This window comes from Paenibacillus albidus (genome assembly GCF_014644435.1).
Taxonomy (GTDB): Bacteria; Bacillota; Bacilli; order Paenibacillales; family Paenibacillaceae; genus Paenibacillus_AQ; species Paenibacillus_AQ albidus.
Map to the genome: position 1 here is coordinate 1 of NZ_BMKR01000014.1, position 11167 is coordinate 11167.

General features: G+C 52.4%; 11 protein-coding genes. 8 read left to right on the forward strand and 3 right to left on the reverse strand.

The annotated features are described in order from the left end of the window. Window positions 1-142: 142 nt before the first annotated feature. The 3 genes from IEY53_RS17270 to IEY53_RS17280 all read right to left on the reverse strand — a co-directional run bounded on the left by IEY53_RS17270 (window position 143) and on the right by IEY53_RS17280 (window position 2926). Window positions 143-454 (reverse strand): antibiotic biosynthesis monooxygenase, encoded by a 312-nt coding sequence (locus IEY53_RS17270; protein ID WP_189027084.1) that lies wholly within the window; start codon window positions 452-454, stop codon window positions 143-145. Window positions 455-531: 77 nt separating this feature from the next. Beyond that, a complete protein-coding gene (locus IEY53_RS17275; protein WP_189027086.1) occupies window positions 532-1251 on the reverse strand; it encodes a 3-ketoacyl-ACP reductase in 720 nt (239 codons plus the stop codon). A gap of 127 nt (window positions 1252-1378) precedes the next feature. Then, window positions 1379-2926 (reverse strand): FAD-dependent oxidoreductase, encoded by a 1548-nt coding sequence (locus tag IEY53_RS17280; RefSeq protein WP_189027088.1) that lies wholly within the window; start codon window positions 2924-2926, stop codon window positions 1379-1381. 163 nt (window positions 2927-3089) lie between these two features. Here IEY53_RS17280 and IEY53_RS17285 point away from each other — a divergent pair, with 163 nt between their 5' ends. The 8 genes from IEY53_RS17285 to IEY53_RS17320 all read left to right on the forward strand — a co-directional run bounded on the left by IEY53_RS17285 (window position 3090) and on the right by IEY53_RS17320 (window position 11086). Beyond that, window positions 3090-4460 (forward strand): spore germination protein, encoded by a 1371-nt coding sequence (locus IEY53_RS17285; protein WP_189027090.1) that lies wholly within the window; start codon window positions 3090-3092, stop codon window positions 4458-4460. After that, entirely contained in the window at window positions 4460-5224 is a 765-nt protein-coding gene (locus IEY53_RS17290) for a hypothetical protein (protein WP_189027092.1), read from the forward strand. The genes IEY53_RS17285 and IEY53_RS17290 overlap by 1 nt, the downstream gene beginning before the upstream one ends. A 51-nt stretch (window positions 5225-5275) precedes the next feature. Then, window positions 5276-5560, forward strand: a complete 285-nt coding sequence (locus IEY53_RS17295; protein WP_189027094.1) for a hypothetical protein — start codon at window positions 5276-5278, stop codon at window positions 5558-5560. Then, window positions 5557-6654, forward strand: a complete 1098-nt coding sequence (locus IEY53_RS17300; protein WP_189027096.1) for a Ger(x)C family spore germination protein — start codon at window positions 5557-5559, stop codon at window positions 6652-6654. The genes IEY53_RS17295 and IEY53_RS17300 overlap by 4 nt, the downstream gene beginning before the upstream one ends. Window positions 6655-6731: 77 nt before the next feature. Continuing rightward, window positions 6732-7130, forward strand: coding sequence for a Fur family transcriptional regulator (locus IEY53_RS17305; RefSeq protein WP_189027098.1), 399 nt, complete (start codon window positions 6732-6734; stop codon window positions 7128-7130). 239 nt (window positions 7131-7369) lie between these two features. Continuing rightward, entirely contained in the window at window positions 7370-9337 is a 1968-nt protein-coding gene (locus IEY53_RS17310) for a methyl-accepting chemotaxis protein (protein ID WP_189027099.1), read from the forward strand. Window positions 9338-9449: 112 nt separating this feature from the next. Continuing rightward, on the forward strand, window positions 9450-10268 hold the full coding sequence (locus tag IEY53_RS17315) for a uroporphyrinogen-III synthase (protein ID WP_189027101.1): 819 nt from the start codon (window positions 9450-9452) through the stop codon (window positions 10266-10268). A gap of 185 nt (window positions 10269-10453) precedes the next feature. Then, window positions 10454-11086 (forward strand): ThuA domain-containing protein, encoded by a 633-nt coding sequence (locus tag IEY53_RS17320; RefSeq protein ID WP_189027103.1) that lies wholly within the window; start codon window positions 10454-10456, stop codon window positions 11084-11086. Window positions 11087-11167 lie beyond the last annotated feature (81 nt).

The window sequence follows — 11167 nt, forward strand, 5'->3', positions numbered from 1 at the left end:
ACTCAAAGACAAGGGCTGTCCCAAGCAGCCATTCCATGGCTTTTGGGACAGCCCCTTCTCGGCAAGCTGAGGATGGGAGCGGACCCTAAATCGTCTTGCTCCAATCCTTTTGGTTACACTGCTTTGCGGCACCCTCTAAAATTCACTTATCCGGTGTGCGGCTGACGAGCAGCTCATATTTGTCCAGCGACGCGCCAAGGATAGCTTCATTCCCGCCCGCGCCGCGATGCGACTGGCGGAAGGAGTCGCTGGAAGTCCAGCCTTTAAAAGCATCCTCGTTCTCCCACACGGTACAGATTTTCAGTTCCTCTGCACCTTCCTTGGGACTGCCGTGCCATACCTCCATACGGACAAAACCGGGCATTTCCTGCACCCCGTTCGATGCCCCGAAGCGCTGGGCTATAGCTTCCGCATGGCCTTCCTTGATCTTGATGGTGTTGGTGACTACAAGCATTCCAAAGACCTCCTTCATGGTAGGGTATCCGTATCCGTTCCGGAAGGCCGCCGCAGCAAGGAGACGGCCTTATCCGCTTATTGCGGATTGGTGGTCCAGATGCCGGCGGTCTTCAGGAAGACGCGGTCCGGCAGCTTCAGTGCGGCCAGGGCCAGCTCCGCAACATCCTCCGGCTGCATCATCCGGTCTTCATCGCCGATCTTAAGGCCCGCGCCTTCGGCGAGTCCGGTGTTGACCGTGCTTGGCGTCAGTGCAACCACGCGGATATTATGCTTACGCACCTCCTGGGCCAGCGCCTCGGTCATGCCCATCAGGGCGAACTTGGAGGCACAGTAAGCTGAACCTGTGGCAAAGCCGCGTTCTCCTGCGGTAGAAGAAATATTAATGATATTGCCGCTGGATTGCTCAATCATGGCCGGCAGGGCTGCACGGGTTACATAATAAGTTCCGAACAGGTTGACATTCATATGTTGTTCCCAATCCGCCGGGTCCATTTCCAGCAAAGTGCCGAATTTGGCGATGCCCGCATTGTTGATCAGGGCATCGAAGGAACCCAGCTCCTTCTGCAGCGCAACCACGGCCCGTTCCGCTTCTTCGCGCACAGAGACGTCCGCCACGGCAATGCTGACCTTCACATCATAGACCTCGGTCAAAGCCGATCTCAGGGCCTCCAGATCGGCCGGGGTTCTGGAGATGAGACCCAGATTTGCCCCTTCCTTGGCCAAAGCCATGGCCAGAGCCTTGCCGATTCCTTTACCTGCACCGGTAATGACTACACTTTTTCCTCTTAAATCCATAACTTGCCGTCACTCTCCCTGTTTCGAGAAATAAAAGCTTTGTGTACACTGGCTACAAAACTATTATACCCGAGCCGAAGATGACAATCACGTTCGCCCGAATTCCGACCGGCATGTGAGGCTGCTGTTAAGCTTCAAGCTTCTTCAGCGGCAGCTTCGCCGGTCCCTCTATGACGTTCCCGTCATAGGAGTAACGGGAACCATGGCATGGACAGTCCCAGGTCCGCTCGGCATCATTCCACTCACATTCACAGCCCATATGTGTGCAGGTGCGGTCAACCAGATGAAGCTGGCCTTCTTGGTCCCGGTAAGCGCCGACCCGTTTGCCCTCATGCTGGACAACAGCACCTTGATCTGGCTTCAGGTCCCTGGTTTTGGTCTGCACGATCTCTATTTTGCCGGCAATCAGCTCTTTGGCGACATTCGCATTCTGGACAATAAAGTTTTTGATGGCCGGATTGGCCTTGAAGCGTGACTGATCATACAGATTGCTGTATGGATTATCCTTGTGCTGAATCAGGTCGGCAATGAGACGGGCGGCCAGCGTGCCGCTCGTCATGCCCCATTTGGCAAAGCCTGTGGCTACGTACATTTCATCCTCATCCGTCATTTTGCCGATGTAGGGCACCCGATCCAGTGTAATCAAGTCCTGCGCCGACCAGCGGTAAGGAATTGCTTTGATTCCAAGCAGCTGCCCCGCGAACTCTTCCAGCTTCTCATAGTGGCCGATCGTGCAGATGCTTTGCCCAGTCTTGTGATTATCGCCTCCCACGAGGACAAGCCTGCGGCCTTCCCATTCCACTGCGCGCAAGGATCGTGTAGGGTCTCCCGCACTCAGGTACATACCGCCTTCGAATTCCGTTTCAGGCTGAACGGCCAGAACATAGGAACGCTCAGCATGCAGGCGTGAGAAATACAAGGATCCCTTGTCATAAAAAGGGAAATGCGAGGCGGATACGGCATGGCGGCAGGTGATCCTGTGCTCACTTTGTTCGGTGAAAAGGGTCAGGGTTCCGTCCTTCTCAACGTTCCCGCCGATCATGGTATGTTCAAACACCGTACCTCCGTTCTCCAAAAAGACCTTGAGCAGGCCCAGCAGATACTGCAGCGGGTGAAAACGTGCCTGCCCGGGCAGCTTAATGGCGCCATCCACCATCAACGGGATCGGAACGTGGTCCAGCCATTCTCCGGGAATGCCCAATTTCTCATAGGCCTCAAATTCATCCCGCAGCTGCTGTTGCGTCTTCTCATCACCGGCATCGGCATACAGGTAGGCAGCCTCGCGCGTCATTCCGCACGAAAGCTTTAGCTCTTCCGCTGTGAGGACCATCCATTCCAGTGCTTCACTGTTCGATTGATAATAAAGTCGTGCCTGTTCCTCTCCGAAATGCTTGATCAGGTCGTTGTAGATCATTCCGTGCTGGGCCGTGATTTTGGCGGTAGTGAAGCCAGTGGTACCGCCGAGTATTTCTCCCGCCTCCAGCAGCGTGACCTTGTATCCCGCTTTCGAGAGCAGATAGGCTGTTGTAATACCGGTCAATCCACCGCCTACTATAGCGACATCCGTCTCATGATCCTCTTTCAACTGTGGAAAGGACGGCAATTCGGCGGTGTCTCTCCAAAGCGATTCCGGTAACTGGGGCAGGCCTTGCGTAATCTTCTGATCAGAATGCATCCCGTGATCCTCCCTATTGTGCTTGTATGTTGTTTATTTATTACCACTATTCTGGGAGAAGAATCTCCGGTTTAAACCACCGATGCATGATTTGGGAGGATTGATGCCAAAATAAGGGGAAGTTGCCGGGTGCCAGGAGAAGCAGAGGGAGAGGTGAACGTCCATGTCAGAACAGCCGCATAAGAACGTCGTTTCCCTGGAAGGGGTCAAGGGAGAATTAAGTGCATTTGCAGATCTGGTGGATAATACGCTGGTTTCTCCTTCAGGACAGGCCAATCTGCTCTATATCAAAAGTGTGACCGATGCCCAAAAGATCAGCCGCACTATCATCACCCCATTTTATGAGATGGAAGATATGTCCGCTTACCGAGATTACATCATTACTTATCCAGGCAGTGAAGAGGGGACTACAGTAGAGCGGGCTTTGGAACTGCTGCTAAGCGGGTATGCCGGGCTTGCCATTCAGAGTAGAGTTTATTTCTTTGACGCGTTGCTCTCGGAGAACAGTAGTGTTTCCCAAACAACTACCGAGAGTGTAACTCAGGGCCCTTCCGACGGATTCACTGAGAACTTGGCGATTAATCTGAATCTGGTCCGCAGGCGTTACCAGTCTCCCCAGCTGAAGATGGAATCGATGCTGATCGGCAATATTTCCAGAACCAAGGTGGCGATACTGTATGATGAGAGCCGGGTCAATCATGAGGTGCTGGCTGAATTAAGAGAGAAGCTGGGGACACTCAAAGTTGATATTTTACAGGCGGCGGGAGAGCTTGAGAAATATATCAGCAGCGACAAGCTGCGGCTTATCCCCAAGACGATCGTGACCGAACGGCCCGACCGGGTAGTGTTCAATTTAGCGGAGGGCAAAGTGGCCCTGCTCACGGATACAACGGGGTTTGCGATCGTGCTCCCTTGTATCTTCAATGATTTTTTCATCGCGATGGATGACAAAATCAATCTGCCGTTTGTCGGCCGGTTCCTGAAGCTGCTCCGGATCATCGGTGTGGCGATGACGTTGTGGCTTCCGGCGCTTTATGTGGCCTTAACCTCATATAATCCGGAAATCATCCGGATACAGATTACGCTGCTGATTGCCGGAAGCCGGGCCACCGTTCCCTACCCGTCCTTTGTGGAAGTGCTGATTATGCTGCTGATGATGGAATTTCTGACGGAGGCCAGCATCAGGCTGCCCCGGGCCGTTGGCCCGACGGCAACAACGGTTGGCGGTCTGATCCTGGGCCAGGCCGCTACCGAAGCCGGTCTGGTGGGCAATATTATGATTATTCTGGTGGCCGCTGTGGCCATTTCCAATTTCCTGATTCCGCTGAATATGATGAGCTTTTCCATCCGGGTGCTGAAATACTATTTTGTGCTGGCCGCTATTGTATTAGGTCTGGTCGGCATTGTGATCTGCTTCGTCGGCTTCACCATGTACTTGTGCAGTCAACGCAGCTTTGGCCAGCCTTATTTCCGCTTGTTCCTGCTGGATGATGTTATGAAGGGTCAGCGTAAAGGGAAAGGCGGGAAAGGGTAATGGCAAAACCCCGTTATTTCTACTATCTTATTATCATGAACAGCCTGATCAATATTATTAACTTTGTTCCGAGAGAGCTGATCGACAGACGTTTTGAGGGAGCGCTGATGTCGATCGTGATCTCGGTTATTGTGGGTACCTTGTTTGTATATTGGTTTGGCTTTCTGATCAGCAAATTCCCGGAAAAGGGCATTCCTGAAATTCTTGGTCCGCTCATGCCAAAGCTGCTGGTCTCTGCCATACTGTTGTTCTTCGCCGTATTATGGTACGTGGCAGGTGCAACGACGCTGTTGTCTTTTGTGGATATTACGCTGCGGTTCATCAGTCCGGATACAGGCCCTTATCTGGTCATGGGCGGTTTTCTGATCATGGTCTGTATCTGCTGCCGGTTTGATTCGCTGTCACTGCTGTTCGGGCTGGAAATTATTCTGGCCATTACGTTGCCCTTGATTCTCTATGCTACCTTTAAGGCGCTGGGAAACCCGAACTTCAGCTGGGATGCTGTACTGCAGATCGGGACACATTTCTGGCACGCCCCGGATTGGATGAGCCTTGCTGCAGCTACCTTTTCGTTCAGCGGATATATCAATTTAATTATTTATAACCGGGTATTTCAGAACTTGAAATTGAAGCATATCTGGATTGTCGGCATCGAAGGCTTTCTGGTCCTGCTTGTGACCTTTTTTGTACCCATCGGTTATTTTGGAACAGTTGGAGTCGAGCGGCATGTGTATACCTGGTTTGCGACGGCTGACAGCATCTAGATCGAGTCGTTTCTGATTGAACGGATGCTGTTTATTTTTTATTTTGCCTACATGTCATTATCACTTGTAAGTGCAATCACCCATTGGCATGTAGGGCTAATGCTGTTCCAAAGTGTGTTCAGCACCGCCCGCAAAACCTCTGTCCGAACAAAACGGTGGAAGGAATGGGGGATTCTAGGGATGTTCTCTGCTGTAACGATATATCTCATGCGTCTGAATCAAGATGAGCTCAATACTCTGGGCGAATTGTTCCTGCAAGTCCGCTGGTATTTGGAGATGTTTGTACTTGTGCTGCTCTTCTATTGTTACCGGAAAGAAAAGAGGCGGACAGCATGAAAAGATGGCTGCTTGCTATAATGCTGGTCCTGTTGCTTTTCACAGGCGGATGTGATTTCAAGGATATTGACCGGCGGATATTTGTGGTGGCCATCGGAGTGGATGCCGGCGAAAAGGAGGGCCATTTCAAAATCAGTCTGAAGATGGCTCTTCCTCAGGGAGAGATTACTAAAATCGATGAAAAAGTGCAGATTCTGACAGAGGAATCCTTCAGCATATCCGAAGCGGTGCGCCGAATGAAATCGAGAGTTGAGAAGGAGCTTGATTTTGTACATTGCAAATCGATCATCCTGGGAGAAGGGCTTGCACAGAAAGATATAAGACACATTATGGACTGGGCTGTAAGACGCAGGGACCTGCAGCTCATCCTGCATGTTGCTGTCGGACGTCCGGATGCGCTTAAAGTGCTGCAGGTAAAGCCCCAATCGGAGCGGATTCCCTCCAACTCCCTGATTATGGCGATGAGCGGCCAAGGCACCGAGTCTCCCTTTATTACCAAGGTTTTTTCCTTTCAGTTGATGAGGAACATCTATGAGAAGGGGCTGGACCCCATACTCCCTATCATTGAAGCGCGGGGGCAGGAGGAATTTGTGATCAATAAAATCGCCCTCTTCGACAAGCACCGAATCCGGGAGACGCTCACCCCGAATGAAACCAGGCTGTTCAATCTGCTGTCACGCAAAAATCTGCGGACCAATCTGCCTGCTTTTTACAAGGGGGAGATGTATCAGTATTATACGGAGCAGTCAACATCGGCTTACCGGATATTTACTCCCGGGGGTGGGAAGCCAACCCTCCGGTACAGGATTAAAATTAAGGGTATTCTGGAAGAGAGCAGCAATGAGGATATTGTGACCCAAAGCCTGCTGAAGGAGATCGGAGCAGCAGGTGAGGAGGATCTGCGGAAGAAAATCCACGCCTTGCTGCGTAAAATTCAGGCCAGCCATCAGGACCCCCTGGGATGGGGACTGCGTTACGGGGCCCGGCATTTCAACAACAGGACAGAAATGGACAACTGGAATGATCTGTATGCCCAGCTTCGTTTCCAGGTGGATGTTCGGGTGAACATTAAATATTCGGGGGTTACCAAATAGCTTCAGTGTGCTTGTATTGACGGGATCCTTTTTAAGATTTATACTTGATCTAATAATAAATTAGAGGATGATGGATCATGAGAAACCTGAATTTAACTTCTCAACGTCAAGCCGTTTATGATATTGTCCGCAATTCACCCGATCATCCTACCGCTGCGGAAGTGATGAACCGCCTGGTGGAGCAGGGCCATAACCTGGCTTACGGCACAGTATACAACTCCCTGCGTTATCTTTCGGATAAGAAGCTGATCCAGGAGTTGAAGCTTGGCGAGGCAGCCAGCAGATACGATGCAAGAATGGATGATCACCAGCATATTATGTGTGAGGTTTGCGGGACGGTGGATGAAGTGATGAGCCAGGTTCCGCAGGACTGGATCGATGCGGTTGCCAAGGAGACCGGGTATGAAATCGGGCATGCGCATGTGGTATTCGGAGGAATCTGCCCGGATTGCCAAAGCAAAAGACGGATGAATTGAGAGCAGCTTAAAAGAAAAGGGGTTGTCTCCTATGTGGATTTTCCACTACAGGGACAGCCCCTTTTTGACGTGCTGTTATGAAAAAGTTCAATAAATAGATGAGAATAATGAAGAAACAGAGGAGAAAAAGGGGTTCCAAAAGCAGGGATATAATTATATATTTAGGCTAAAGGTTCTATCGTACTTAAGACCCAAGAGGAAAGAGAGAGTGAGCAGAAGATATGGGGAAACGTGTTCTGTTGAACATTCGTACGAAGTTAATTCTTACATATTTGATTGTCCTGCTGGTGCCAAGTCTAATCATTGGCTGGATGACCTATCAATCAGCCAGCCGGGAAGTCGAGGAACAGCTGATCAACAATGCCGCAGAAAGCGTAGATGCGGTCAATGCCATTATTAATGAGAATATCCAGTCCAAAATCGACGATATTCATTATTTTGCAACACAACTCTCCGCCGGGGCGGTAAACAGCGAAGCCGCAGGCGGAGTCCCGGCTGCGATACAATCCAGGCTGCAGGAATATGCGTCACTGCACTCCGATGTGCTGGACATTTATGTAGGGACAAGCAAGGCTGCAGCCATCCGTGCTTCAGACAACGCGGCACCGCAAGGTTATGATCCACGGCAGGAAACCACCTATGTGAATGCGCTTAAACAGGGTACGGGAACGGTAATCTCCCCCGCTTTTCAAACAGACGGCAATGAGCCTGCTGTTGCTATCTCGGCGGTGCTTGAAGGCGGCAACGGGGTGGTGTCTCTGGATCTGAATTTGAGCGAATTGGCTAAACTAACCGGAATCAGGGTAGGACAGGAGGGCTATATTCTGATCCTGGACAGCAGCAAGAAATTTCTGGTGCATCCAACCGAAAAGGCCGGAGAGGAATCTTCCGCTGATTTTGTGAAAAGCATGTTCCAGGGGGAGACGGGAACCTTCGATTATGTCTATAAGGATGCCCCCAAAAAGATGACATACAGGGTAAATGAGCTTACGGGCTGGCGGATCGGCGGAACCATCAGCCAAGACGAGGTGTATGCTTCAACGGACATTATCCGCAATACGGCTCTGGCTGTTATTGCCGTGTCCGTACTGCTGGCGCTGTTTCTGATCTATTTCAACGTCCGTTCCATTCTTCAGCCGCTCCGCCGGCTGCGTGCAGCCACTGCGGTTATCGCCAAAGGGGACATGTCCGAGGAGCTTGGTGTGTTCCGCAGGGATGAAATTGGCTTGCTGGCAGAGGATTTCCGCACTATGGTGGCCAATTTGCGTGAGATGATTACCAGGGTGCAGGAAATGACGGACAATGTATCTGCTTCGGCAGAGGAGCTGACCGCCGGTGCAGAACAGACCACACAGGCGATCGAGCATGTTGCCGCAGCGATTCAGGAGGTGTCTGCGGGAACGGAGCGTCAGGTGAACAGTGTGCAGCAAGGTTTGGAAAGCGCGGCGGCAACAGCCGGCGAAGTGAGTCAAATCTCCGGCTATATGCAGCAGGTCTCGGACATGATGGTCAAGACCTCCTTGTCTGCTTCGGAGGGCAATGACTCTGTGCTTCACGTGGTGGAAACCATCACCGGGATTCACGATACCGTGGAGGAGCTGAGCGAAGTGATTGGCAAGCTGAATGAGCGGACCGGCCAAATAGACGGCATTGTGGGCGTCATTACCGGCATTGCGCGGCAGACGAATCTACTCGCGCTGAATGCCTCTATCGAAGCGGCCAGAGCCGGAGAGCTCGGCCGGGGATTTGCGGTGGTTGCGGCCGAGGTGCGCAAGCTTGCCGAGGAATCGGAGACGTCCGCGCAGCATATTGCAGAACAGATACACGCCATCAATGAAGAGGTGAAGCAGGCTTCCGGGAAGATGGAGGTGGCCAAAGGGCGTGTGTCGGAGGGGATTGAGGCGGTGGATACGACGGGCAGATCGTTCTCGCGTATCCGCAGGGCGGTGAAAGGCGCCGCCGAGAAGATCGAAATCATGGGTGAAGCCGTGCTCACCCTGTCAGCCGAGGCCGACAACATGGAGCAGGTGATCGGCGAGGTCCGCCATATTACCGGGGAGGTGGCCGGCAATACGGAGACGATCTCCGCCGCTGTACAGCAGCAGCTGGCTTCCGCCGAAGAGATCGCTTCTTCCTCGGCAAGCCTCGGGCATTTGGCTGAGCAGCTGCAGAAACAGGTAGGGCATTTCAAGCTGAAGAGACTATAGACCAGTCGGGGATTTAGGATTGCAGGCAGGAAAAGCATCTTTTCTTTTAGAGCCTTTTGCCAGTATACTGTTAAGCAATCATACAGAGCAGCTAAAGGAGAGAGAAAAGTTCATGGCAGAGCAATTAAAAGGCATTACCGTAGCCTTGGCCGGTCCACGCAAATCGGAAGAGATGGCTAAGCTGGTGCAAAATATGGGCGGAACAGCATTGTTCCGGCCGGCGCAGGGCACCGTGTTTCTGGATGACGAGGCGCTGCGCGAGGGCTTGGCCTCGTGGATGGAGCGCCCGCCGCACTGGGCGATTCTGACGACGGGAATGGGTCTGGATGCGCTCTTCGCCATGGCTGAAGGAATGGGGACGGATGCACAGTTCCAGAAGGTCCTCTCCGGCTCCCAAATTGCCGCACGCGGCTACAAAACTGTGAATGCTCTGAAGAAGCGGGGGCTGCTGCCCGAGGTTCGTGACGATGATGGCAGTACCACCGGTTTGATCCGCGGCCTGCAGGCGTATGATCTGCGGGGCAAGGAGGTCGTATTGCAGCTGCATGGCGACCCGGCCCCCCGGATGGTTTCCTGGCTGGAAGAGGCCGGGGCATTAACCCGCCAGGTATTGCCGTATCGCCATACACCGCCGGAACCGGCGGATATGGAACAGCTGCTCTCCGAAATTACCGGGGGCAAGGTCGACGCTGTTGCATTTACAAGTGCGCCGCAGTTCCGCTTTCTGGCCGAATATGCCCGCAGTCAGGGACAGCTGCAAGAGCTGGTGCAATCGTTCGGGGACCGGGTGCTTGCACTTTCGGTCGGACGCATTACTTCCGAAGCGCTGAAGGAAGAAGGCATTGAGCGGATTGTTATGCCGGAACATGAACGCATGGGCAGCATGTTCGTGGAGCTGGGCCGCTACGTGGCGGTGAACCGCCAAAGCTAGAGACCGCTTGTGAGCTTAGCTGCCCAAAGTTTTGTACACAGGAAGCATTCCCGCCTTGTTAATGGGCAGGAATGCTTCCTTTATCTCTCCGATATGCGTTCACGCATGGACATCTGCTGAACTTTTCCTTAGAATAGTAGCAACATGTAACGATAATTGACAACGAAATAAGGAGGAGGACACCCATGGACAAGAGAAAATGTCTCTTACTTGGTGACTATACCCATCCCCGGTTCCATCCGCTTCAGGGAGTGGACAAACAGATCAGCGAGATTCTGAATGATCTGCTGATTGTACAATGCTCGGAGAATAAGAAACTTCTGCTCGGCGAGCATTTGGCCGGGTATGACTTATGTATCGCTTATAATGAATTATGGAACGAGACGGTTTCGCCCCAGCAAACAGCGGGTTTGCTGAGTTATGTGAGCGGAGGCGGCGGGTTGATCGTCCTGCATACAGGGATCTCCCTGGCCAAACGTTATGAATTGGCGCAGCTGATCGGAGGGAAGTTCACCGGTCATCCGCCTTTTACTCCCCTGAACTTCCGGGTGCTGGAGCATGCCCTTACGGAAGGACTGGAGGATTTCCAGCTGGACGAGGAGCCCTACCGGTTCGAGTTCGACCCGTTTACGGAGAAGACCATTCTGCTGGAATACGAACTGGAAGGGGAATGGCACCCGGCTGCCTGGTGCCATAGATATGGACAAGGGCGGGTAGTCTATCTGATGCCGGGCCATCATGAGCCCTCCTTCCGTCATCCGGCTATCCGTGACTTGATCCTGCAGGCGGCGACCTGGGCGGCGCGTATCCCCAGATAATTGCCGGATTTTTGCAGAAGACCCGGAACATTTTTGAAATCGGCACGCAGTAAGGTATACTTTAAACATCACTTCTGTTTG

Bases quoted from the DNA above. Each gene is read 5' to 3' on its own strand.
- IEY53_RS17295 (WP_189027094.1), top strand. From the start codon at position 5,276: ATGTCATTATCACTTGTAAGTGCAATCACCCATTGGCATGTAGGGCTA.
- IEY53_RS17290 (WP_189027092.1), top strand. From the start codon at position 4,460: ATGGCAAAACCCCGTTATTTCTACTATCTTATTATCATGAACAGCCTG.
- IEY53_RS17305 (WP_189027098.1), top strand. From the start codon at position 6,732: ATGAGAAACCTGAATTTAACTTCTCAACGTCAAGCCGTTTATGATATT.
- IEY53_RS17320 (WP_189027103.1), top strand. From the start codon at position 10,454: ATGGACAAGAGAAAATGTCTCTTACTTGGTGACTATACCCATCCCCGG.
- IEY53_RS17270 (WP_189027084.1), bottom strand. From the start codon at position 454: ATGCTTGTAGTCACCAACACCATCAAGATCAAGGAAGGCCATGCGGAA.
- IEY53_RS17315 (WP_189027101.1), top strand. From the start codon at position 9,450: ATGGCAGAGCAATTAAAAGGCATTACCGTAGCCTTGGCCGGTCCACGC.
- IEY53_RS17275 (WP_189027086.1), bottom strand. From the start codon at position 1,251: ATGGATTTAAGAGGAAAAAGTGTAGTCATTACCGGTGCAGGTAAAGGA.
- IEY53_RS17280 (WP_189027088.1), bottom strand. From the start codon at position 2,926: ATGCATTCTGATCAGAAGATTACGCAAGGCCTGCCCCAGTTACCGGAA.
- IEY53_RS17300 (WP_189027096.1), top strand. From the start codon at position 5,557: ATGAAAAGATGGCTGCTTGCTATAATGCTGGTCCTGTTGCTTTTCACA.
- IEY53_RS17285 (WP_189027090.1), top strand. From the start codon at position 3,090: ATGTCAGAACAGCCGCATAAGAACGTCGTTTCCCTGGAAGGGGTCAAG.